Consider the following 22,897-nt stretch of genomic DNA (forward strand, 5'->3'; position numbering starts at 1 on the left):
GAGCGAGGATGCCGCCCGCGCCTTCGCCGCCGCCGAGACCGGCAGCACCGGCCGGCTGCGGCTGCGCGCCCGCCTCGGCCGGTTCTTCGCCGGCTCGGCCGCCGGCGAGTCCGCCGATCCGGCGGCGATGGAGCGCGAGCTCTCGGCCGGCGACGATCCGCTCGCGGTCGACGGGCTGGCCTGGCTGCAGGCGATCCGCGGCGACCTGCCGGCCGCCTATGCCACGCTGCAGGCCGGCGCCCGCCGCTTCCCCGGCGATCTCGACATCGCCGTCAGCGAGGCCACGGCGGCGCAGGTGCTGGGCGACCGCGACGGCATGCGGCATGCGGTCGACCGCGCCTTGGCGATCGACCCGGACGATCCCGAAGCCTTGCGCATGGCGGCCAATTACAAGGTCGCCTTCGCCAACGACCCGGACGGCGCCCTGGCCCTGCTGCGCCGCGCCACGGCCGAGGCGCCCGGCGACGCCGAGTCCTGGAACGACCTGGCCATGCTGCACGACATCCGCGGCGGGCTGGTCGAGGCCGACGACGCCCTGGAGACGGCGATGGCGCTGGATCCCGACGCCGCCAATATCCGGATCAACCGGGCCGTCCTGTATCTCGAGGCCGGCATGGTCGACCGGGCCCGCGCGCTGCTGGCCGAGGCCCGTGCGATCGATCCCGATTCCGGCATCACCCTGGTCGGCGAGGGCATCCTGGCCTTCGAGACCGGCGATATCGACGGCGCGCTGGCAAAGTTCCTGGCCGCCTCGGCCGCCAATCCGGCGTCGTCGGAGAACCTGCAGGGCCTGGCCGCGGCGCAATACGCGCTGGGCCAGACCAGGCAGGCGGAGCAGACGCTGGGCAATGCCGACCGGCTGGACCCGAACGACCCGATGGTGCCCAACCTGCGGACCATCATCGCCATCGACAATGCCGAGGCCGACGAGGCGATCCGCAATGCGCGCGAGATCGCGGCCCGCAGCGGCCAGGGCACCCTGGCGCTGAGCACCGCCAATCTCGGCAACCGGCTGGGGCCGCCGCTGCTGGGCGCCTATGCCAATCTCGGCCTGGTCGACTGGGGCCGCTACTACAACGACCGCACCGACGACCCGTTCAGCGCCGCCACCTATCTCGGCCGGTCGGTGATCAGCCAGCCGACCGCCTTCGGCGCCGACCCCGCCGTGCCGGAGGGCGTGGCCCTGTCGGCCGAGATCCAGGCCCTGCTGCTGGACCCGACCCTGGCGTCGTCGCGCCAGCGCCGCACCGACCTGCTGCCGCGGCCGTTCCTGGACGCGCAGCTGACCGGCGGCGTCATCACCGTCGGCGACACCATCGGCCACACCGAGGGGTTCGACATCGACGCCTACACCGTCGCCCCGATCCCGCTGGCGTTCCGGGCCAGCTTCGCCCGCGTCGACACCAACGGCGACGACCCCGGCGACGACAGCGACAGCTGGACCGGCTCCGCCCGCTTGGCCGGTCGCCTCGGCCTCGGCGGCAGCTTCGCCGCCTGGATCGATGGCGGCGAGGCCGGCAACGAGTTCGCCGGGACGGTGTTCGCCCCGACGCCCTTTGCCAGCGAGCGCAGCCGGGTGGTGTCCGGCGGCCTGGCCTTCGGCTACCGGCTGGCCGAGCGCAGCCGGCTGATGGCCGTGGTCCAGCACAGCCATGTCGAGCGCCGCGACTTCAACCGCACCCTGCTGTTCGACATCCCGGACCCGGTCTTCCCCGATTTCATCAGCTACGACCTGCGGGAAGACGACATTCTCAAGCAGCGCAGCGACGCCACGATGGGCGGCCTGGCCCATATCTGGGGCGCGGGCGACATCACCGTCCAGTACGGCTTCGAGGTGCAGTCGACGCGGGCGGTCCTGTCCGCCGACCAGACCGCATGGACGACGCTGAAGTTCCTGGGCGAGGAGGTGCAGTCGGAGCGGACCCATGGCGAGAGCCGCACCGAGATCGACCAGATTCTGGGCCGCGTCTTCGCCTTCGGCCGCTGGACGCCCTCGCCCGACCTGCGCATCGATTTCGGCACCGGCATCGTCCGCGCCGAGAAGGGCGGGCCGGTGCCGGAGGTGGTGCTGGAGCCGCGGCTGGGCATCGCCTGGTCTCCCGCCGAGGGGCACTGGCTGCGCGCCGCGATCCAGCGCAACGCCGAGACGCCGGGCAACCTGACCCTGGCTCCGACCGACACGGTGGGCATCCTGGCCGACACGCTGCCCCTGGGCGCGGGCGGCGTCGCCACCAGCTATACCGCGCGATGGGAGGCGGAGTGGACGCCGCACATCTTCACCAGCCTGGAGGGCCAGCATCAGGAGCTGGAGAACCTGTCCTTCGCCTATCCCTCGGCCCAGCTGGTCTCGGTCGATGTCGAGCGCGGCCGCACCGACCGGGTCACCGCCGCCGGCAACATCTGGTTCACCGGCGGCATCGGCGTCTACGGCTCGGCCTCGCTGATCCGGTCCGAGATCACCGAGGGCATCGACGAGGGCAAGCGGATCCCCTTCGTGCCGGATTGGACGGCACGGGTCGGCGCCGTCTGGGTCCACCCGCTGCAGATCCGGGCGCAGATCGAGCGGGTCTGGGCCGGGCCGCAATCCAGCGGGCCGGGGGTGCCGGAGATCGACGGCTTCGGCAGCACCAACATCGCGATCAGCTGGGAGCCGCTGGACAAGCGCATCGCGCTGGGCTTCGTCATCCGCAACCTGTTCGACGAGGACTACGATTCCGCCTTCGGGGTCGAGGCGCCGGGCCGCCTGGTCGCGGCCACCGCCTCGATCCGGTTCTAGCGTCGGGGTCTGCGATTGACCGACACGACCTTTGAAATGAGCGTTTTTAGGTCCCCCCTCCCCTTGCGGGAGGGGGGYAGGGGGAGGGGTCTGCGCGCGTCCGCGCGCGAATGGACAGGACACCGAACCCGCCATCCATGCCAGCGTGCGACAATCCGGGCCGGCTCGCGCCGGGAGAACCCCCTCCCCCTACCCCCCTCCCGCAAGGGGAGGGGGGACTCAAAACAGGCGACGTGTGAACGTCGCAGCGCAAGCGGGAGAGGCAACCCGCTCTGTCAGAGGACGGGTGCACCAATCGTCTCGGGACGCTCGACCTAGATGGCACGGGGCCGGATCCGGGACAGCCTGTGGCCGCCGCTGCTGCTGGCGGCGCTGCTGTTCGCCGCCCTGCTGCCGCTCGGAGCCACGACCGACTGGCAGGTGGTGGAGAACCGCGCCTTCGACCTGTTCTCGACCACCGACCCGCCGCAGCCGGCCGCGCATGGCGCCGTGGTCGTCGCCATCGACGAGCCGTCCTTCGCCGAGATCGGCCGGCAATGGCCGTGGCCGCGCGGCGTCCATGCCCGGCTGGCCGGGGCGCTGCGGCGCGCCGGCGCCCGCCCGATCGGCTTCGACATCGTCTTCGCCGAGCCGTCGCAGCCGGCGGAGGACGCCGCCCTGGCCGCGGCCCTGGCGGCCGACACGGTGCTGGCCGCCGACATCACCGCCATCGCCGATCCGCGCTTCGAGCAGCGGATCCGGACCGAGCCGATGGCCGCACTGCTGGCCGGCGGCGCCCGGTCCGGCGTCGCCTCGGTCGACCTCGACCCGGACGGCGTGCTGCGCCGCGTGCCGAACGTGCCCGACCCCTTCGCCGCGATGCTGGCCCGCCTGGCCGGGCACGATTCGGTGCCGCCGCCCGGCGCCCTGCTGCAGTATTTCGGGCCGCCGCGCAGCTACCCGACCGTGTCCTACTACCAGGCGCTGGAGCCCGGGGCGATGCTGCCGCCCGGCGCGCTGGCCGGGAAGGCCGCCATCGTCGGCTTCAGCCTGCAGACCGTGCCGACCGTCACCAGCGGCGGCGTCGACGCCTTCGTCACCCCCTATACGGTGAAGACCGGGCGCCTGACCGCGGGGGCCGAGGTGCAGGCCACCATCCTCGACAACCTGGCACAGGGGCTGTGGATCGCCCCGGCGCCGCCCTGGCTGCCGCCGGTCACCCTGGCTGTGCTGCTGCTGGTGGCGCTGGCCGGCACCCGGCGGCTGGGGCCGGTGCCGTCCCTGGCCGCCCTGGCGCTGCTGGCGATCGCCATCGCCGCCGGCAGCTACGCCCTGCTGCGCTTCGGCCGGGTCTGGCTGCCGCCGGTGCTGCCGGCGCTGGGGACGACGGCGGCGATCGTCATCCAGGGCAGCTACGGCTTCGCCCGCGAGCAGGCCCAGCGCCGCCGCATCACCCGGGCCTTCGAGCATTACCTGGCCCCGTCCATGGTGTCGCGCCTGGCGCAGGATCCGGGCCAGCTGCAGCTGGGCGGCGAGACCCGGGTGCTGACGGTGCTGTTCTGCGATGTCCGCGGCTTCACCACCCTGTCGGAGCGGATGCAACAGGACCCGCAGGGGCTGACCCGCCTGCTGAACCGGATCCTGACGCCGCTGTCGGAGGCGGTGCTGGCGACCGGCGGCACCATCGACAAGTACATCGGCGACTGCGTCATGGCGTTCTGGAACGCGCCGCTGGACGACCCCGACCACGCCGCCCACGCGGTCGAGGCCGCCCGCCGGATGCTGGCGGACATCGCGGCGCTGAACGAGACGCTGCAGCGGGAAGGCATGGCCGGTCCGATCGCGATCGGCATCGGCATCAACACCGGCACCTGCGTGGTCGGCAACATGGGATCGGACCGCCGCTTCGACTATTCGGCGCTGGGCGACAGCGTCAACCTCGCCTCGCGGCTGGAGGGCGCCTGCAAGCGCTACGGCGTCGGCACGGTGATCGGGCCGGAGACGGCGCGAGCGCTGGAGGGCCGCGCCGCGCTGATCGAGCTGGACCGGCTGGTGGTCAAGGGCCGGCGGGAGCCGGCTTCGGTCTGCACCCTGCTGGCCCACCGCCGCGTCGAGGACGGCCTCTATCAGGAGCTGGCCCGCCAGCACGAGACGGCGCTGGCCGCCTATCGCGCCCGCCGCTGGGACGAGGCGCGGGAGGGCTTCGCTCGATGCCGGGAGCTCGAGCCGTCGCTGTCGGCCCTGTATCACCTGTATGCCCTGCGCATCGCCGAGCATGAGCGCGAGCCCCCGCCCGACGGCTGGGCGGGCGAGACGATCGCCGCGGAGAAATAGGACGGCAGTCACGCTCCCGTGCCATGATGGGCGCGAAGCCGCCTGCCCTCCGCGCGGCACCGGAGACTCAGGCCCGATGACCCAGGACCGGCTGTACGGCGACCCGGATCTCGCCAGCTTCTACGATGTCGAGAACGCCTGGTCCGCGGACCGGGATTACTGCCGGTTGCTGGCGGCCGGCCGTGCCGCGGTCCTCGACCTCGGCTGCGGCACGGGATCGCTGGCGGCGGAGCTGGCGCGCGAGCCCGGACGGACAGTGTTCGGCGTCGACCCGGCCGGGGCCATGCTGGACATCGCCCGCGCCCGGCCCGGCGGCGACCGGGTGACCTGGATCCAGGGCGACGGCCGCAGCGTGCGGCTGGGCCGCCGCTTCGACCTGATCGTGCTGACCGGCCACGCCTTCCAGGAGTTCCTGACGGCGGAGGACCAGCTGGCGGCGCTGCGCACCATCGCCGCGCATCTGGCCCCGGACGGCCGCTTCATCTTCGACAGCCGCAACCCGGCGCGGGAGGAGTGGCGGGAGTGGACGCCCGCGGAGTCGGCCCGACGGATCGGGCATCCCCGCTTCGGCGCGGCAGAGGCCTGGAACGATGTCGAGCATGACCCCGCCACCGGCATCGTGACCTACGGCACCTTCTACCGGATCGTCGCCGACGGCCGAGTGCTGTCCTCGCGCTCGCGCATCGCCTTCCCGCCGCGGGAGCAGCTGGAGCGGCTGATCGCCGAGGCCGGGCTGACTGTGGAGACCTGGCTGGGCGACTGGACCGGCGCCCCCTGGACGCCGGGGTCACGGGACTTCATCCCGCTGGGGCGGTTGGGCTGAACCGGCAAGCCCAGGAAAAGATCGTCATTGCGAGCGCAGCGAAGCAATCCAGGGCCGGATGAGCGGAAGCATGGATTGCTTCGTCGGCTTCGCCTCCTCGCAATGACGGTTTTGCCGGAGGGGCCCAAACGCGAAAAGCCGGCCTCCCGAGTGGGGGCCGGCTCACAGACCAGCATCGGCAGGCGCCCCTCAGGGCGCCGCGCGATCAGGACTTCTTCAGGCCGAAGGCCTCGAAGCGCTTGTTGAACTTCGCCACCTGGCCGCCGCGATCGACCAGCTTCTGGACGCCGGTCCAGGCCGGGTGCGACTTCGGGTCGATGTCGAGACGGAGGGTATCGCCCGCCTTGCCATAGGTGCTGCGAGTCTTGAACTCGGTCCCGTCGGTCATCACGACGTTGATTTCATGGTACTCAGGATGGATATCGGTCTTCATGGCCGCCGGCTCCGCACAAAACGAGGGGGCCGTATACGCGACCCGGCCGTGAATTGCAAGGTCGCGCGCTTACGTCGCCTCCTCGAGCACGGTCCCGAGCTTCGCCAGCAGCGCCTCGGCCTCGCCGGGGCCGTAGGGCTCCGCCGTGCCGGCCCCCCAGACCGGGCCGGGCCAGGCGGCGTCGCCCGCCTGCCGCGCCAGGACGTGGACATGCAGTTGCGGCACGACGTTGCCCAGCGCGCCGATGTTGATCTTCATCGCCGGGAACACCGCGGCCAGGGCGCAGGCCGCCAGCATCGTCTCCTGGTGCAGCGCCGCCTGGTCCTCCGGCGCCAAGGCGTGCCACTCCACCGCCTTGGCCCGGCGCGGCACCAGCAGCAGCCAGGGGAAGCGGCGGTCGTTCATCAGCCGCACCTGCGACAGCGACCAGTCGCGCCACTCCAGGGTCGAGCCCGCGATCCGCGGGTCGAGAGCGAAGCCCGATTCCTTCGCGGCGCTCATGCCGACAGCCCCGGCACCGGCAGGCCGGCCCGCCGGCGCAGCTCCGGGTCGCGGATGCTCAGCTCCTCGCCGATCAGGTCCTGCGCCTCGGCCCCGCACAGCCAGGCGATGACGCGGGCCGGATGCTCCGGCGGGGCATGCGCCTCGCGCGGCATCTGGCTGACCGGGTTGATGCCGGAGGCGCGGATCTCGCCCTGCATCTCGGTGTCGACCGTGCCGGGGCGGAAGCCGAAGGCGCGGATCCCCTGCCCGGCATATTCCAGATGCAGCGACCGGGTCAGCATCGCCAGGCCGGCCTTGCCGGCGCAATAGGCGCTCCAGCCCTCATAGACGTTCTCGGCGGCGCCGGAGCTGACATTGATCACGGTGCCGCCGCCGGCCTCGACCATGCCGGGCAGCGCCGCCCGCAGCACGGCATGGGCGCCCAGCAGGTTGACCGTGACGTTGCGGGCCCAGTCGGCGGGGTCGCAGTCGAGCAGACGGCCGATCGGCCCGACCATGCCGGCGTTGTTGACCAGGATGGTCGGCGCGCCCAGCGCCTCGGCCGCCTCCTCCACCAGCGCCTCGGCCCAGGCGATGTCGCCGATGTCGCCGGCGATGGCGACGGCACGGCCGCCGGCGTCGGTCAGCTCCCGGGCGATCGCCTCGATCGCCTCGGCCGAGCGGGCGGTCAGCGCCACCGAAGCACCTTGCGCCGCCAGCACCCGCGCCGCCGCGGCGCCGATGCCGCGGCTGGCCCCGGTGACCAGGGCCACCTGCCCGTCCAGCCGGGGCAGAGCATCGGGTTCAGTCATGGTCGTGCATCCCTTCTTCCGTCTCGCGCAGTCTAGCCCTGCCGCTCATCCCTGCCACGCCCGCCCCTCGATCCGGCGGAAGGAGAGCACGCGGCGCACCCGGTCCTCGACCGCGGTGTCGCCCTCGATCCGCAGCACCGGGCAGGGCAGCCGCGCCAGCCAGGCATTGTGCGCCTCGAGATTGCGGCTGACCCGGGCGCCGACATCATAGGCCTCGGCCCAGTCGAGGAAGGCGTGGTGCGTGGCATGCATCGCCCCGCCGGGAGCCAGCGCTTCGGCGCCGTAGCGCTCGGCCTCGCGGGCCCGCAGCCGCTCCAGCCGCAGCGCCGGCGGGATGTGCAGGAAGACGACGAGATCGAATCGCGGAATCAGCGGGTCGCCCCAGCGGATCAGCGAGCCGGTCAGCACCCAGCGGTCCGCCCCGCCGAGCGCCTCGTCCAGCATCGCCAGCCGGTCGGGAATCGGCCGTTTCTCCCGGAACGGGGGATCGGTCGGCAGCCAGTAGACATCATCCGTGTCCAGGTGCAGCGCGCCGGTCGTGGCCGCCAACGCCCGGCCCAGCGTCGTGGTGCCGGAGCCGGCCGCGCCGGTGATGTGGATGCGCCTGGGCGCCATCGGTTCCCCCTTACGCTCTGCGGCTTGCACATAGCGCAGCGGCGTGATGTTGTCGCCCCGTCTCTCCCCGCTTTCCCCCTTGGGCCTGCCATGCTGGTGATCTTCGACTGCGACGGCGTGCTGATCGATTCGGAAGTGATCTTCTGTGCTGTCGATTCCGAGGCGCTGGCGCGTCTCGGCCACAGCGTGGCGCCCAGCGAGATCGCCCGGCGCTTCTGCGGCACGCCGCACCATGTGGCCTGGACCACGCTGGCGGCGGAGCTTGGCTTCACCGTCGAGGACAGCATCATCGAGGAGATCCGGGCGGAGAGCGCCCGGCGCTTCGTCACCGAGCTGCGCGCCATCGCCGGCGCCGGCGAGGCGATCGCGGCGGCCGCCAAGCTGGGCTATCCGCCCTGCGTCGCCTCCTCGACCGGCCTGCCGAACCTCCGCCGCAACCTGGAGACGGCCGGGCTGCTGGCGGCGGTCGACCCGCATGTGTTCTCGGCCAGCCAGGTCAAGCGCGGCAAGCCGGCGCCGGACGTCTTTCTCTACGCCGCCTCTCAGATGGGCGCCGACCCGGCGGACTGCCTGGTGATCGAGGATTCGATCCATGGCGTCACCGCCGCCCGGCGGGCCGGGATGAGGGTGGTCGGCTTCACCGGCGGCGGCCATGCCGATGACGGGCTGGGCCAGCGCCTCAAGGCCGCCGGCGCCGGCCGGACCTTCGCCACGATGGCGGAGGTCGCGGCCTGGCTGGCGGCCGGGACGCCGCCCGAGCGCTACAGCCTGGGCGAGTTGCTCAGGCCAGCGCCCGGAGCTGGCGCGCCAGGTCCGCGACGCCCGGCGCCGCGGCGGTGACCGGGCCGCTCTGCGCCCCGCTCTCGATGAAATCGTCGGTGACGCCGCCGGCCTCGCGCACCAGCACCAGCCCGGCCATCACGTCCCAGGCATTGGTGTGGGCGGCGGCGTAGCCGTCGAAGCGGCCGTCGGCGACATAGGCCAGCGACATCGCCGATGAGCCGAGGCGCCGGTACTCCGCGCCGTGGGTCAGGATGTGGCCGACCTGCGCGACATGCTCCTCGATCTTGCGGCCCGGGGAGTAGCCGACGCCGATGATCGCGGAATTCGGGCCGGCCTTGGCGTTGACCGCGATCGGCGTGCCGTTGCGGGTGGCGCCCTGCCCGGCCGCGGCGCTGTACAGCTCGTCCCGCACCGGCTCGTAGATCACGCCCAGCGCCGGCTTGCCGTCGATGGTGGCGCCGATCGAGACGCACCAGACCGGCCGGTCGCGCAGGAAGTTCGAGGTGCCGTCGATCGGGTCGAGGCCCCAGACGATGCGGGCGCCCTGCCGGTCCAGCCCGAACTCCTCGCCCAGCACGGCGTGGTCCGGGAAGATCTCCTTCAACCGGCTGCGGATCAGGGTCTCCACCGCCTTGTCGACCACGGTGACGAAGTCCTGCGGTCCCTTGGCCTCGACCTCCAGCGCCTTGTGGTCGGCCAGATGGGCCAGGGCCAGCTGCCCGCCCGCCCGGGCCAGCGCCTCGGCCACGATCCGCATCAGGGCGAGGGTCTGTTGATCGCTCACCGCATGCTCCTGTCTCTTCGGAAGGCGGGGATCATCGGCGGGCTGGGCGGTCTTCGGCAACCGCGGAATGCGGGACCCTGCCTTCGAACCATTCCCCTATTGTCATTGCCAGGCTTGACCCGGCAATCCAGGGGCCACCGAGAGCGGCTCCTGAAAGCCCCTGGATCCTCGGGTCAAGCCCGAGAATGACAGCTTGGAATTGATTGGCGCTTTCCTGAGCCCTTACCATCGGGCTGGAGACCGCCGCCTTCCGCCATCCAAACCGCTGGGAATCCGATGTCAAACGGCCGGAACAAGTACCAGTCCCGGGAGAACCGGGCCCGCGTCCGCCGGATCCTGCTGCAGGATTGGGACCCGATCGGCGTTCGGGACATCCCCGAGGCGAGCGATGAGTACGACGGATACGCCGACAAGGCCTATGTCATGCTCATGGACGAGAGAGCGACGGCGGAGAGCATCGCCGCCTATCTCTATGGCATTGCCTCCGACTATATGGGGCTGGGGCACAGCGCCCTGGGCAAGGAAGACGCCAGACGCGTAGCCGAGACCCTGGTCTCGCTGCGGCCCGAATTCGAGACGCACTGACGGATCCTCACCCCTCCAGCTCGAACAGCTCCGGCCTTCTTTCGGCGATCGGGCCGAGCGAGGACAGGATCTCGCGCAGATGCCGGCGCATCGCCGCCTCGGCGGCGTCGGCGTCGCGCGCCCGCAGCCCGGCCACGATCTCTTCATGCTGGGCGATCAGCATCTCCAGCGGCGAGACGTCGGGCAGGCTGAGATAGCGCACCCGGTCCATCTGCGCCTTCATGTTCTCGATCGTGCTCCAGGCCGGCAGGCAGTCGATCGCCTCGATGATCAGCCGGTGGAAGCCCTCGTCCAGCGCCAGGAAGCCGGCATGGTCGTGCCGCCGCGCCGCGGCGTGCTGGGCCTCGAGGTTGCGATCGAGACGCTGCAGGGCGGCCGCGTCGATGCTTTCGGCCGCCAGGCGCACCACCGCCGCCTCCACCGCCTCGCGGATGAAGCGGCCCTGCTCGACCTGGCGGCGCGAGATCTTGCGCACCCGGGTGCCGCGCTGCGGCAGCACCTGCAGCAGCCCGGCCTCGACCAGCTTGATGAAGGCCTCGCGCACCGGCTGGCGCGACACGCCGAACATCCCCGACCCGTCCTTCTCCGACAGCGCCGTGCCGGGCGGCAGCAGGCCGGTGATGATCGCCTGGCGCAGCCCCTCATAGACCTGCCGGCCGATCGGCCCCTCCCCGCCCAGCGGGATGTGATCCGGCAATGTCCGGGGCGCGTCCGCCCGCTTTCGTCCGGCCATGCATCCTCCCGTTCCGGCCCGTTGCGGCCCCAGCATACAGGGCTTCGCCGCGTGGTGTAGACCACCGGCGATCATTCTTCGCCATACTTGTATGGTGATTTTAGATGCGCTATGGATCTGCCGCTGCCCGCCGCCCCGAAGCGGCGACGGAGAAGCCGAATCCGGGAGAGAACGCGCCATGAAGATCGTCCGCGCCGATGTCATCGTCACCTGCCCCGGGCGCAACTTCGTCACGCTGAAGCTGGTCACCGATGACGGTGTCCACGGCATCGGCGACGCCACGCTGAACGGGCGCGAGCTGGCCGTGGCCAGCTATCTCCGCGATCATGTCTGCCCGCTGCTGGTCGGGCGCGACCCGCACCGCATCGAGGACATCTGGCAGTATCTCTACAAGGGCGCGTATTGGCGCCGCGGCCCGGTGACGATGAGCGCGATCGCCGCCGTCGACATGGCGCTGTGGGACATCAAGGCCAAGGTCGCCGGGCTGCCGCTGTACCAGCTGCTGGGCGGCGCCTCGCGCGACGGCGTGATGGTCTACAGCCACGCCACCGGCCGCGACATCCCGGAGACGCTGGACCGCTACGCCGCCTATCAGGAGAAGGGCTTCAAGGCCATCCGCGTGCAATGCGGCGTGCCCGGCATGGAGTCGGTCTACGGCGTCAGCAAGGGCGGCGATTCCTATGAGCCGGCGACCAAGGGCTGGCCCGAGGAGCAGGGCTGGTCGACCGAGAAGTACCTGAATTACGTGCCCAAGCTGTTCGAGGCGGTGCGCGCGAAGTACGGCTTCGACGGCCATCTGCTGCACGACGTGCATCACCGGCTGACCCCGATCGAGGCGGCGCGGCTGGGCAAGGCGGTCGAGCCCTATGCCCTGTTCTGGATGGAGGACCCGGTCGCGGCCGAGAACCAGGAGGCCTACCGCCTGATCCGCCAGCACACCACCACCCCGATCGCGGTCGGCGAGGTGTTCAACAGCATCTGGGACTGCAAGCTGCTGATCGAGGAGCAGCTGATCGACTATATCCGGGCGACGCTGACCCATGCCGGCGGCATCACCCATCTGCGCCGGATCGCCGATTTCGCCGCCCTGCACCATGTGCGCACCGGCTGCCACGGCCCGTCCGACCTGTCGCCGGCGTGCATGGGCGCGGCCCTGCATTTCGACCTGTGGGTGCCGAATTTCGGCGTCCAGGAGTACATGGGCTACCCCGAGCCGGCGCTGGAGGTGTTCCCGCACGCCTGGTCGTTCACGGACGGCTACATGCACCCCGGCGAGGCACCCGGCCACGGCGTCGACATCGACGAGAAACTGGCCGCCCGCTTCCCCTACGACCCGGCCTACCTGCCGGTGGCGCGGCTCGAGGACGGCACCCTGACCAGCTGGTAAGGCCGTTCTCACTCGTACCCCTCGTCGTCATGGCGAGGAGCGAAGCGACGTGGCCATCCAGAGGCCACTCGCACCGGCCCCTGGATGGCCACGCCCCTGCGGGGCTCGCCATGACGGTGATGATGATCGAAGAGGCCAAGAGACGGCCCAAGGGAGGAAAGGATGGAAGGGCAGCAGAGCACCACGACGCCCGCGATGATGCGGCGGATCGCGATCGCGTCCTGCATCGGCACCACGGTCGAGTGGTACGATTTCTTCATCTACGCCACCGCCTCGGCGCTGGTGTTCAACAAGCTGTTCTTCCCCACCAGCGACCCGCTGGTGGGATCGCTGGTCGCGCTCGGCACTTACGCGGCCGGCTTCTTCGCCCGGCCGGTCGGCGGCCTCTTGTTCGGCGCCATCGGCGACCGCTATGGCCGCAAGCAGGCCCTGGTCATCACCCTCTTGATCGTCGGCATCGCCACCTTCGTCATCGGGCTGATGCCGACCTATAACGAGATCGGCATCTGGGCACCCCTGGCCCTGCTGTTCATCCGCCTGCTGCACGGCTTCGGCATCGGCGGCGAGCAGGGCAACGCCATCCTGATCATGTGCGAGCACGCGCCGTCGCCCCGCCGCGGCTTCTTCGGATCGTGGGTGCAGATCGGCGCACCGGCCGGCTTCGTGCTGCCGCTCGGCATCTTCGCGCTGCTGACCTCGACCCTGTCGGAGGAGGCGTTCCTGAGCTGGGGCTGGCGCATCCCCTTCCTGCTCAGCATCCTCTTGGTCGGCATCGGCCTCTACATCCGGCTGCAGCTGACCGAATCGCCGCTGTTCCTGGAGATGCGCAAGCGCCGGGCGGAGGATTCGCACCCGCTGGTCGAGGTGGTGCGCACCCAGAAGCGGGAGCTGGTGCTGGGCTGCGGCAGCAAGCTGGCCGAAAGCATCGCCTTCACCAGCTTCGCCGTGCTGATCGCCGCCTATGCCGCCAGCCGCGGCGTCGACCGGCCGACCATGACCACGGCGATGCTGATCGCCATCCTGATCGAGCTGGTGACGCTGCCGCTGTTCGGCCTGCTGTCGGACCGGATCGGTCGCAAGCCGGTCTATCTGTTCGGCGCCGCCTGCGTGCTGATCGCAACCTTCCCGGTCTTCGGCCTGGTCTATGCCCGGATGGACGGGCTGATCTGGCTCGGCCTGGTCGCCGCCCTCGCGCTCGGCCACAGCGCCATGTACGGGCCGCAGGCCGCCTTCTACTCCGAGCTGTTCCCGACCAAGGTGCGGGCCAGCGGCGTGTCCTTCGTGCAGCAGATCGGCGCCCTGATCGGGTCGGCCGGCACGCTGGCGGCCGGCTGGCTGCTGGAGATCGGCGACGGCACGCCGTGGTATCTGTGCGCCTATATCGCCCTGGGCTGCGTCATCACCCTGATCTGCGCCGCGAAGCTGCCCGAGACGGCGCCGCGCCTGTCCCGCCGCGAAGACCTGATCGGCGGCGCGCCCGCCGCCGCCCATTCCTAGGAGACCGCCATGTTCGCCGCCGTGCTGCACCAGGCCAAGGATCTGCGGATCGAGGATCGCGAGGCCCCTTCCCTGCAGCCGGGAGAGGTGCTGGTCCGCTTCCGCGCCGGCGGCATCTGCGGCTCCGACCTCGCCTACTATTCCAAGGGCAAGACCGGCGACTTCCACCTGCGCGAGCCGCTGATCCTGGGCCATGAGATGGCCGGCGAGGTGGCCGAGCTGGCGCCGGATGTCGAGGGCCTGGCGGTCGGCCAGCCGGTCGCGGTCAATCCCAGCCGGTCCTGCGGCCGCTGCGAGTACTGCATGGCGGGGCTGGAGAACCAGTGCCTGAACATGCGCTTCCTGGGCAGCGCCTCGATCTTCCCGCACATGCAGGGCGCCTTCCGTGAGTACATCGCCGTGCCGGCGCGGCAATGCGTGCCGGTGCCGGAGCATGTCAGCTTCGCCGAGGCGTCGATGGCGGAGCCGCTGGCGGTGTCGCTGCACGCCGTGCGCCGCGCCGGCCCGCTTCTGGGCGAAGAGGTGCTGATCGTCGGCTGCGGCCCGATCGGTGCCCTGGTGCTGCTGGTGGCGCGCCAGGCCGGCGCCCGCCGCATCACCGTGGTCGACCTGGCCGAGAAGGCACGGGCCATGGCGCTGGGCCTCGGCGCCGACGAGGCGGTCGATGCGAAGGACGAGGACCGGATCGTGGCCTGGAGCCGAAACCGCGGCCGCTTCGGCGTGGTGATCGAGGCGTCGGGCGCCCCGGCCGGCCTCGACACCGCGCTGCGCGCCGCCCGCGCCCGCGGCCGCGTCGTCCAGCTCGGCAACCTGCCGGCCGGGCAGTCGCCGGTCTCGGCCAATCTCGTCATGTCGAAGGAGCTGGAATACCGCGGCTCCTTCCGCTTCGCCGAGGAATACGCCCTGGCGGTCGAGATGATCGCCGGGAAGCGGATCGACCTGGCGCCGCTGATGACCCACCGCTTCCCGGTCCGCGACGCCGACCAGGCCTTCCAGGTCGCCCTCGACCGCAACCAGTCCATGAAGGTCCATCTGCTGGATCTTTAGAGACCTTCCGGAATGCTACTGGCGCGGCCGTCTGACGGCGGTTTCTCCGCTTCCGGTGCTCACGGACTTAACGTCCGCTGCGCTCCGGTTCTCGAAACCACCGCCAGCCGACTCACGCCAGCGCATTCCAGAAGGTCTCTAAGCTGCCCCCATCCCGCAAACGGGAGTAAGTAATGTTCAGAAGCATCCGCTGGCTGATCGTCGGCCTGCTCTTCATCGCCGGCGTGATCAACTATCTCGACCGGTCGGCCCTCTCGATCGCCGCCCCGCTGATCCAGAAGGATCTGGAGCTGGACCACGCCCAGATGGGCGTGATCTTCAGCAGCTTCTTCGCCGGTTACGCCATCTTCAACTTCATCGGCGGCTGGCTGTCAGACCGGATCGGGCCGAAGACGGTGTTCACCGGCGCCATGGGGATGTGGTCGCTGTTCTGCGGCCTGACCGCGGCGGCCACCGGCTTCGTCTCGATGATCGTGCTGCGCGTGCTGTTCGGCGTCGGCGAAGGGCCGCTCAGCTCGACCATGAGCAAGACGGTCAGCAACTGGTTCCCGCGGCGCGAGGCGGCGACGGCGATCGGCATCGTCAATTGCGGCACGCCGCTGGGCGGCGCCGTGGCCGGCCCGATCGTCGGCTACCTGGCGCTGGCCTTCGGCTGGCGCCTGGCCTTCGTCATCATCATGCTGCTGGGCTTCGTCTGGCTGGTGTTCTGGGTGCGGATGTCGGCCGACAAGCCGGCCCAGCACCCGCGCATCACCGACGCCGAGCTGCGGCTGATCGAGGAGGGCCAGACCCAGGCCGACACCGCGGCACAGCTGCCGGCCCACGGCCTGGGCTTCTACCTGCGCCAGCCGGTCGTGCTGGCCACCGCCTTCGCCTTCTTCACCTACAACTACGTGCTGTTCTTCTTCCTGACCTGGTTCCCGAGCTACCTGACCGAGGTGCACAAGCTCAGCATCAAGGATATGAGCCTGGCGACGGTGGTGCCCTGGCTGCTCGGCTTCGTCGGCCTGGCGCTGGGCGGCTTCCTGTCCGACCGGCTGTTCCGCATGACCGGCCGGGCGCTGTTCTCGCGCAAGCTGGTGCTGATCGGCGGGCTGGGCCTCGCCGCGGTCGGCGTCGCCCTGGCCGGCGACGTGTCCGACGTGGTCAGCGCGGTGGCGCTGATGTCGGTGTCGATCTTCGGCCTGTACCTGACTGGCGCGATCTATTGGGCGGTGATCCAGGACGTGGTGCGCGGCGAGAATGTCGGCGGCGTCGGCGGCTTCATCCACTTCCTGGCCAATCTCGCCGGCATCATCGGCCCCTCGGTGACCGGCTTCATCATCCAGGCCACCGGCGGCGTCTACACCAGCGCCTTCGTGCTGGCCGGCGGCTTGGCCGTGCTGGGCGCCCTGGCCTCGCTGATCTTCATCCGCGAGCCGCGCGGCGCCGGCGGAATCGCGGCGCAGGGGGCCCGGTAAGGTCGCCATCCTTCGACCGGGACCGAAGCGACTCCGCCCCTCGGCTGAAGCCAGGCCGCTATCATGGCGGCCACTCCAGCCGAGGGGCCGATCATGCAGCCGCCGAGCGATCCCGTCGCCGCCGTCACCCATCCCGATCCCTACCCCTACTACGCCTCGCTGCTGCGGCGCCCCTTCCACCGCGACGGGGCCCTTGGCCTCTGGATCGCCGCCCAGGCCGAGGACGCTGTGGCAGTGCTGACCAGCCCCGCCTGCCGGGTCCGGCCGCCGGCCGAGCCGGTGCCGCCGCCGCTGCGGGGCGGCGCCGTCGGCGACCTGTTCGGCCGGCTGGTGCGGATGACCGACGGCGACGCCCAGGCCCGGGCCAAGCGGGCGGTGGCCGCCGCGCTGGATGTTCCCGCTGACATCGTGGCGGCCGAGGCCCGGCGCCAGGCCACGGCGCTGGCCGCCGGCGGCATCCGCCTCGACGACCTGATGCCGGCCCTGCCGATGCATGCCGTCGGCGCCCTGCTCGGCTTCGCCCCGGACCGGCTGCCCGAGGTCGCGGAGCGGATGCGCGACATCGTCGCCGCCATCGCCCCCGGCGCCGCGCCCGAGGCGATCGGCCGGGGCCACGAGGCGGCTGCCCGGATGGTCTCCCTGACCGAGGATCTGCTGGAAGCCGGCGGAGACGGCCTGGCCCGGCGCCTGCGCGACGCGGCGGAGCGGGAGGGCGGCATCGATCCGGCGGTGGTCACCGCCAATGCCGTAGGCTTCCTGTTCCAGGCCCGCGACGCCGGGGCCGGGCTGCTCGGCAACGCCGTCGCCGCCCTCGGCGCCCGGCCGGAGCTGCGCCGCGCCGTGGCGGCCGACCGTGGACTGCTGCCGGGGCTGGTGCAGGAGGTGCTGCGCTGCGACCCGCCGGCCCAGAACACCCGCCGCTTCGTCGCCGAGGACACCGAGGTCGCCGGCCAGGCGCTGCACGCGGGCGACGCGGTGCTGGTCGTCATCGCCGCCGCCAACCGCGACCCGGCGCTGAACCGCGATCCGGACCGTTTCGATCCCGCCCGGACCGACCGCCGGCGGCTGACCTTCGGCCACGGCCGCCACGCCTGCCCCGGCGCCGACATCGCCGCCGCCATCGCCACGGCCGGCCTCGACGCCCTGCTCGACCGGCTCACGGCCTGGCCCGAGCGGCCGGTGGGCTACAAGCCGTCGCCGAACATCAGGATGCCACGGTTCGCGTGAGTCCCGCCCACACTCCTTATTGTCATCCTCGGGCTTGACCCGAGGATCCAGGGGCTTTCAAGGGCTGCTCTCGGTGGCCCCTGGATTGCCGGGTCAAGCCCGGCAATGACAAGAGAAGTTTAACCTGGAGCCTTGATCTACAACCCGAAAAGCTCAGCCGGACACCAAGCCCGGGCATGACAATTAACAGCAATCAATATCTGCGCGTGGCCAGTTCCGCCGCCTTCGCCGCCAGAATCCTATCAAGCTCGGCCTCGCGGACCTCGCCACCCTCGGCAATCGAACGGTCGAGTGTTTCCTGCAGCGCTCGGAGCTTCGCCTCGTGCCCTTCTGCCTGACGATCGCCACCGGTCATAAGAATGTCCTCCATGCTGCAGAACCTTTGAAGACACCACCCCTGCCGTCATTGCGAGGAGGCGAAGCCGACGAAGCAATCCAGGGGCCACGCCAAACGGCCCTGGATTGCTTCGCTGCGCTCGCAATGACGGTGGGGAACCGCGTCGTAGCGGCCGTAGTCTACCCGAACGCCTCGACCACCGCGTCGATGAAGCTGCGCAGCTTCGGCGTCGGCCGGCGGTCCGGCGCGAACAGGATGTGCATCGGCCGCGACGGCGCCTCATAGCCCGGCAGCACCCGCACCAGCCGCCCGGCGGCGATGTCGTCACGCAGCAGACCTTCCGGCTGCAGGATGATGCCCAACCCCTCCAGCGCCGCGCTGCGCAGCGCCTGGCCGCTGTTGACCGAGGCACGGCCGGCGACGCGGACCGCGTGCTCGCGCCCCTCGGCATCCGTGAACTGCCACAGGTCGCGCGGCTCCCAATGGGCGAAGCCGAGGCACTCGTGGGCCACCAGATCCTGGGGCCGCGCCGGCGCGCCGCGCTCGGCCAGATAGGCGGGCGCGGCGCAGGCGACCAGGCGGTAGGGCCGCAGCCGGCGGGCGATCAGGCTGGAATCGGGCAGCGGCGCGATCCGGATCACCGCCTCGTACCCCTCCTCCACCAGGTCGACGATGCGGTCGCTCAACGTCAGCTCGATGCCGACCTCCGGATGGGCGCGGAGATAGCGCGCCACCATCGGCATCAGCTCATGCGCGCCGAAGGTGACCGGCGCATTGACCCGCAGCCGGCCGCGCGGCACGGCGCGCAGATCCTCGGCCAGCGCCTCCGCCGCCTCGGCCTCGGCCAGGACGTTGCGGCAGCGCTCGTAGAAGGCGCGGCCGACCTCGGTCAGGCTCTGCCGCCGCGTGGTGCGGGCCAGCAGCCGGGCGCCGAGGCGATCCTCCAGGAAGCGCACATGCTTGCCCACCATCGGCGCCGACAGGCCCAGCGCCTCGGCCGCGGCGGCGAAGGACCCCGCTTCGACGGCCCGGACGAACACGGCCATGCTGGTCAGGCGGTCCATGATTGAAAACCCATGGTTTCGACTGTCGCGACGGAATCGGCATTTATCACGAATCCGGAAGCAATCATATCGGAGGGCGTCCCCATCACAGGAGCCCGACATGGCCCGCATCGTCCGCATCCACGAGCTCGGCGGCCCCGAGGTCCTTCGCATCGACGAGGTCGAGGTGCCGCCGCCCGGCCCCGGCGAGATCCGCCTGCGGGTCAAGGCGCTGGGCCTGAACCGCGCCGAATCGATGTTCCGCACCGGCAACTATCCGGAATCGGCGGAGTTCCCGGCCCGGCTGGGCTATGAGGCCGCCGGCCTGGTCGAGGCGCTGGGCCCGGGCGTCACCGGCTTCGCCGTCGGCGACGCGGTCAGCATCGTGCCGCCGCTGTCGATCACCCGCTGGGGCAGCTATGGCGAGGTCGCCAATGTCCCGGCCGAGGTGACGGTGAAGCACCCGGCGAGCCTGTCCTGGACCGAGGCCGCGGCGGTGTGGATGCAGTACGTCACCGCCTATGGCGCGCTGGTCGAGGTGGCCGGGCTCGGCCACGGCGATGCGGTGCTGATCAACGCCGCCTCCAGCAGCGTCGGCCTGGCCGCGATCCAGATCGCCAACCGGATCGGCGCCGTCTCGATCGCCGCCACCCGCACCGCCGCCAAGGCCGCGGCGCTGCGCGATGCCGGCGCCGCCCATGTCATCGTCACCGGGGAGGAGGACCTGGCCGCCCGCGCCCGGGCCATCACCGGCGGTGCCGGGGTCCGCGCCGTGTTCGACCCGGTCGCCGGCCCGGGTGTGGACGCGCTGGCCGAGGCGCTGGGCCATGGCGGCATCCTGATCGAATACGGCGCGCTGAGCCCCGAGCCGACGCCCTTCCCGCTGTTCCCGGCCCTGGTCAAGGGCCTGGCCGTCCGCGGCTATCAGTACAAGGAGATCGTGTCCGACCCGGCCCGCCTGGACCGCGCCAAGCGCTTCATCGTCGAGGGGTTGGCCGACGGGTCGCTGAAGCCGGTGATCGACCGCACCTTCCCGCTCGACCAGATCGTCGAGGCGACCCGCTATCTCGAATCCAACCAGCAGATCGGCAAGATCGTGATCACGGTCTGAACCTTCGTGATCCGCACAATCACGTTTCATTAACGCGCAAGGATCTAACGTTTTCCTCGATATCGACCGATGCCAACGATCAATTCGGGGACTGATCATGCGCAGTATCGAACAACCTCCGCCTGCCCGGATGACCATCGACTGGGCCCGACGCTATCTGCAGCGCCTGGACCAGCCGCTCGATCCCTGGGAGGCGGACTACTTCCGCAGCGGCTGCAACTTCCTGGCCCGTGATTCGGCCACCGGCGCGATCGCCTGCTGGAAGTCGATGAACCTGCCGATCGACCGGCGGCGCGAGACCTATACCGGGCCGATGGGCACCACGCCCCTGACCCGGCAGGAGATGGACCGCCTCTCCGGCCTGCTGGAGAAGCTGGCCGACGGCGAGGACGCCTCGCACCAGGTGGCGGCGCTGCGGCGCTTCCGCTGACCATCGGAGGACGTTGGGGGATCGATCGCCGGGCGTGGGGGCCTCTCCCACGCCCGCGTTCGTTTCCGCCCGGCCTTGTCCCGCCAGGCTTTCAGTCCTCATACTTCCAGCGCCGGCGCAGATCCGGCGGGAGCGGGAGGGAAGCCGAATGATCCGACGCAACGCCACCGGCCGGCCTTGGCTGGCCGCCATCCTGCTGGCCGCCCTGGCCGTTCCCGGCGCCGCCGCGGCGCAGGATGGCTGGATCGGCAGCTGGGGCGCCAGCCCGGCCTTCCCGGTGGGGCCGGAGCTGAACAACGCCACCGTCCGCCAGCTGGTGCGGATCAGCGCCGGCGGCAACCAGGTGCGGGTGCGCTTCACCAACGAGACCGGCACCCAGCCGCTGGTGATCGGCGCCGCCACCATCGCCCGGCCCGGCAACGCCGCCGGCTCGATCGATCCGGCCAGCAGCAAGCCGCTGACCTTCGGCGGCGCCACCACGATCACCGTGCCGCCCGGCGCGCCCGCGATCTCCGACCCCGTCGACCTCGCGGTCTCGCCGCTCGACACCCTCGCCATCAGCCTGTTCGTGCCGCGCTGGACCGGGCCGTCGGTCGTGCATCCGCTGGGCGTGCAGACCGCCTGGGTCTCGCTGGCCGGCGACAGCACCGCCGCGGCCACCCTCCCCGAGGCGACCGACTCGACCATGCGATTCATGCTGTCGCGGGTCGAGGTCGCGGCCCAGGGCGGCACGGTGGTAACGCTCGGCGATTCGATCACCGACGGCTACGGGTCGGGCACCGACGCCAACCGCCGCTGGCCGGACATCCTGGCGGAACGGCTGGCGAAAGCCGGCGGCCCCGCGATCGGCGTCGTCAATTCCGGCATCAGCGGCAACCGCGTGCTGCACGACCTGCCGGAGCAGATCTTCGGCCCCAGCGCGCTGTCGCGCTTCGACCGCGACGTGCTGTCGGTGCCCGGCGTGCGCTGGGTGGTGATCATGGAGGGCATCAACGATATCGGCCATCCGGGCTCCGCCGGCCTGCCCGAGCAGGCGGTGTCGGCCGAGCAGATCATCGGCGGGCTGCGCCAGATCGTGACACGCGCCCATGCCGCCGGGCTGAAGGCCTATTGCGCCACGCTGACGCCCTATGAGGACACGGTCTTCGCCCACTACTACAGCGCCGAGGGCGAGGCCAAGCGCCAGGCGGTGAACCAGTGGATCCGCACCGGCAAGGGCTGCGACGCGGTGATCGACTTCGACTCCGTGGTCCGCGACCCGGCGCAGCCGTCGAAGCTGAGGGCCGAGTTCGACGTCGGCGACCATCTGCACCCGAACGCCGCCGGCTATGAGGCGATGGCGAATGCGGTGGATCTGGGGCTGTTCCGCTAGGATCAGCCCTCTCCCCGCGTCTTTGCCGCAGGATGGTCCGATTTCTGCCGGTTTCCCCTGACAGATGACGTGCAGCACAAGCAATGGGGGAAATCACCATGAACTCGATACAGCCAAGCCTGTGGCACAGGCTGCGGCAGCCGCTGATCGCCATCCTGCTGGGCATCCTGCCCCTCTGGCTGTTCATGGGCATGTCGCAGACGACGACCGTCAACGGCCAGGTGGTGCAGGATTCGAGCCTGAACGTGCTGGGCGTGATCCTGGCCATCGCCGGCCTCGTCATCGTCTTCAAGGTGCTGCGCGACGACGGGTCGTACGGCCGCCAGCCGCGCTGGTGGCCGCGAACCGTCCTAGCGATCCTGGCCGGGCTGGTCTGCGCCCTCCAGGTCGTTCAGTCGCTCGGCCTCTACAGGTTCGTCCTGTAGCCGCGCCTTCGCTGTGATGAGATGGGGCCGGGCGGCGGAGGATTTCTGCTATACCCGGCCCCATGAGCAGCGACCGTCTTCCGACCGACATCTGGATCCAGGCCCATCTGCGCCGGCTGGGGCAGGACGCCATCCCGGCCTATGTCGTCCGCAAGGGCGACCCGCGCGCCGGCCTGCTGATCCTGAAGCTGAACCTGGGCCCGGAGGGCTGCCGGGTGCTGAGCCAGTCGCGCGACCTGGACGGCGCCCTCGCATGGCTGCCCGCCAAGGGCGGCGAGGTCCTGGCAGAGGCCGAGGCCGATGCCTATATTGCCCGTGCGGTCCAGCGCGATCCCGACCTGTGGGTGGTCGAGATCGAGGACCGCGAGGGCCGGCATCCTTTCGAGGGCAAGGTCCTCTGAAAGCCTGGGCCCCACCGCCC

At 71.0% G+C, this 22,897-nt stretch carries 23 protein-coding genes; 15 read left to right on the plus strand and 8 right to left on the minus strand.

What is annotated here, in order from left to right; all coding sequences use genetic code 11:
• The 3 genes from BWR60_RS23165 to BWR60_RS23175 form a co-directional block, all read left to right on the plus strand.
• On the plus strand, window positions 1-2,776 hold a 2,776-nt coding region (locus BWR60_RS23165), incomplete at its 5' end, for a TonB-dependent receptor domain-containing protein (RefSeq protein WP_144445722.1).
• A gap of 318 nt (window positions 2,777-3,094) precedes the next feature.
• On the plus strand, window positions 3,095-5,089 hold the full coding sequence (locus BWR60_RS23170) for an adenylate/guanylate cyclase domain-containing protein (RefSeq protein ID WP_218823638.1): 1,995 nt from the start codon (window positions 3,095-3,097) through the stop codon (window positions 5,087-5,089).
• A gap of 76 nt (window positions 5,090-5,165) precedes the next feature.
• The gene (locus tag BWR60_RS23175; protein WP_088153398.1) at window positions 5,166-5,912 is read left to right on the plus strand and encodes a class I SAM-dependent methyltransferase; all 747 of its coding nucleotides are present in this window, start codon (window positions 5,166-5,168) and stop codon (window positions 5,910-5,912) included.
• 205 nt (window positions 5,913-6,117) lie between these two features.
• On the opposite strand, the gene rpmE is transcribed toward BWR60_RS23175, so the two are convergent.
• The 4 genes from rpmE to BWR60_RS23195 all read right to left on the minus strand — a co-directional run bounded on the left by rpmE (window position 6,118) and on the right by BWR60_RS23195 (window position 8,255).
• On the minus strand, window positions 6,118-6,345 hold the full coding sequence (gene rpmE / locus BWR60_RS23180; protein WP_088153399.1) for a 50S ribosomal protein L31: 228 nt from the start codon (window positions 6,343-6,345) through the stop codon (window positions 6,118-6,120).
• Between the two features lie 69 nt (window positions 6,346-6,414).
• Window positions 6,415-6,846: an HIT domain-containing protein gene (locus BWR60_RS23185; RefSeq protein ID WP_088153400.1), complete on the minus strand. Its 432-nt coding sequence runs from the start codon at window positions 6,844-6,846 to the stop codon at window positions 6,415-6,417.
• Window positions 6,843-7,640: an SDR family oxidoreductase gene (locus BWR60_RS23190; RefSeq protein ID WP_088153401.1), complete on the minus strand. Its 798-nt coding sequence runs from the start codon at window positions 7,638-7,640 to the stop codon at window positions 6,843-6,845. Before BWR60_RS23190 ends, BWR60_RS23185 begins: the two co-directional genes overlap by 4 nt.
• A 45-nt stretch (window positions 7,641-7,685) precedes the next feature.
• Window positions 7,686-8,255 (minus strand): AAA family ATPase, encoded by a 570-nt coding sequence (locus BWR60_RS23195; protein ID WP_088153402.1) that lies wholly within the window; start codon window positions 8,253-8,255, stop codon window positions 7,686-7,688.
• Between the two features lie 90 nt (window positions 8,256-8,345).
• Between BWR60_RS23195 and BWR60_RS23200 the strand changes: the two genes are divergently transcribed.
• Entirely contained in the window at window positions 8,346-9,095 is a 750-nt protein-coding gene (locus tag BWR60_RS23200) for an HAD family hydrolase (protein ID WP_088153403.1), read from the plus strand.
• Here BWR60_RS23200 and BWR60_RS23205 read toward each other — a convergent pair.
• Entirely contained in the window at window positions 9,037-9,822 is a 786-nt protein-coding gene (locus BWR60_RS23205) for an inositol monophosphatase family protein (RefSeq protein ID WP_088153404.1), read from the minus strand. The two genes, BWR60_RS23200 and BWR60_RS23205, sit on opposite strands and share 59 nt — an antisense overlap.
• A gap of 276 nt (window positions 9,823-10,098) precedes the next feature.
• Here BWR60_RS23205 and BWR60_RS23210 point away from each other — a divergent pair, with 276 nt between their 5' ends.
• Complete coding sequence (locus BWR60_RS23210; protein WP_088153405.1) at window positions 10,099-10,407, plus strand: hypothetical protein; 309 nt, start codon at window positions 10,099-10,101, stop codon at window positions 10,405-10,407.
• A 7-nt stretch (window positions 10,408-10,414) separates the two neighbouring features.
• On the opposite strand, the gene BWR60_RS23215 is transcribed toward BWR60_RS23210, so the two are convergent.
• A complete protein-coding gene (locus BWR60_RS23215; RefSeq protein WP_088153406.1) occupies window positions 10,415-11,140 on the minus strand; it encodes a GntR family transcriptional regulator in 726 nt (241 codons plus the stop codon).
• 178 nt (window positions 11,141-11,318) lie between these two features.
• Here BWR60_RS23215 and manD point away from each other — a divergent pair, with 178 nt between their 5' ends.
• The 5 genes from manD (at window position 11,319) to BWR60_RS23240 (ending at window position 17,758) form a co-directional block, all read left to right on the plus strand.
• Window positions 11,319-12,527, plus strand: a complete 1,209-nt coding sequence (gene manD / locus BWR60_RS23220) for a D-mannonate dehydratase ManD (protein WP_088153407.1) — start codon at window positions 11,319-11,321, stop codon at window positions 12,525-12,527.
• A gap of 162 nt (window positions 12,528-12,689) precedes the next feature.
• Entirely contained in the window at window positions 12,690-14,024 is a 1,335-nt protein-coding gene (locus tag BWR60_RS23225; RefSeq protein WP_230983154.1) for an MFS transporter, read from the plus strand.
• 9 nt (window positions 14,025-14,033) lie between these two features.
• Window positions 14,034-15,071, plus strand: coding sequence for an L-idonate 5-dehydrogenase (locus BWR60_RS23230; protein ID WP_088153408.1), 1,038 nt, complete (start codon window positions 14,034-14,036; stop codon window positions 15,069-15,071).
• Between the two features lie 173 nt (window positions 15,072-15,244).
• A complete protein-coding gene (locus BWR60_RS23235; protein WP_088153409.1) occupies window positions 15,245-16,531 on the plus strand; it encodes an MFS transporter in 1,287 nt (428 codons plus the stop codon).
• A 63-nt stretch (window positions 16,532-16,594) separates the two neighbouring features.
• Window positions 16,595-17,758 (plus strand): cytochrome P450, encoded by a 1,164-nt coding sequence (locus BWR60_RS23240; RefSeq protein WP_088153410.1) that lies wholly within the window; start codon window positions 16,595-16,597, stop codon window positions 17,756-17,758.
• A 193-nt stretch (window positions 17,759-17,951) separates the two neighbouring features.
• On the opposite strand, the gene BWR60_RS37225 is transcribed toward BWR60_RS23240, so the two are convergent.
• Window positions 17,952-18,128, minus strand: coding sequence for a hypothetical protein (locus BWR60_RS37225; RefSeq protein ID WP_179221914.1), 177 nt, complete (start codon window positions 18,126-18,128; stop codon window positions 17,952-17,954).
• 146 nt (window positions 18,129-18,274) lie between these two features.
• Window positions 18,275-19,159: a LysR family transcriptional regulator gene (locus BWR60_RS23245; RefSeq protein ID WP_088153411.1), complete on the minus strand. Its 885-nt coding sequence runs from the start codon at window positions 19,157-19,159 to the stop codon at window positions 18,275-18,277.
• Between the two features lie 100 nt (window positions 19,160-19,259).
• Here BWR60_RS23245 and BWR60_RS23250 point away from each other — a divergent pair, with 100 nt between their 5' ends.
• From BWR60_RS23250 to BWR60_RS23270, 5 genes are all read left to right on the plus strand, one after another.
• Window positions 19,260-20,249, plus strand: coding sequence for a zinc-dependent alcohol dehydrogenase family protein (locus BWR60_RS23250; protein WP_088153412.1), 990 nt, complete (start codon window positions 19,260-19,262; stop codon window positions 20,247-20,249).
• Window positions 20,250-20,379: 130 nt separating this feature from the next.
• Window positions 20,380-20,679, plus strand: coding sequence for a hypothetical protein (locus BWR60_RS23255; RefSeq protein ID WP_088153413.1), 300 nt, complete (start codon window positions 20,380-20,382; stop codon window positions 20,677-20,679).
• A 148-nt stretch (window positions 20,680-20,827) separates the two neighbouring features.
• Window positions 20,828-22,051 carry an SGNH/GDSL hydrolase family protein gene (locus tag BWR60_RS23260; protein ID WP_088153414.1) on the plus strand — a complete coding sequence of 408 codons (1,224 nt, stop codon included), beginning with the start codon at window positions 20,828-20,830 and terminating at the stop codon, window positions 22,049-22,051.
• A gap of 98 nt (window positions 22,052-22,149) precedes the next feature.
• On the plus strand, window positions 22,150-22,476 hold the full coding sequence (locus tag BWR60_RS23265) for a hypothetical protein (RefSeq protein WP_088153415.1): 327 nt from the start codon (window positions 22,150-22,152) through the stop codon (window positions 22,474-22,476).
• Between the two features lie 62 nt (window positions 22,477-22,538).
• Window positions 22,539-22,877, plus strand: coding sequence for a DUF1491 family protein (locus BWR60_RS23270; RefSeq protein ID WP_034832900.1), 339 nt, complete (start codon window positions 22,539-22,541; stop codon window positions 22,875-22,877).
• Window positions 22,878-22,897 lie beyond the last annotated feature (20 nt).

It is taken from the genome of Inquilinus limosus (assembly GCF_002195995.1).
GTDB classification, from domain to species: Bacteria; Pseudomonadota; Alphaproteobacteria; order DSM-16000; family Inquilinaceae; genus Inquilinus; species Inquilinus limosus_C.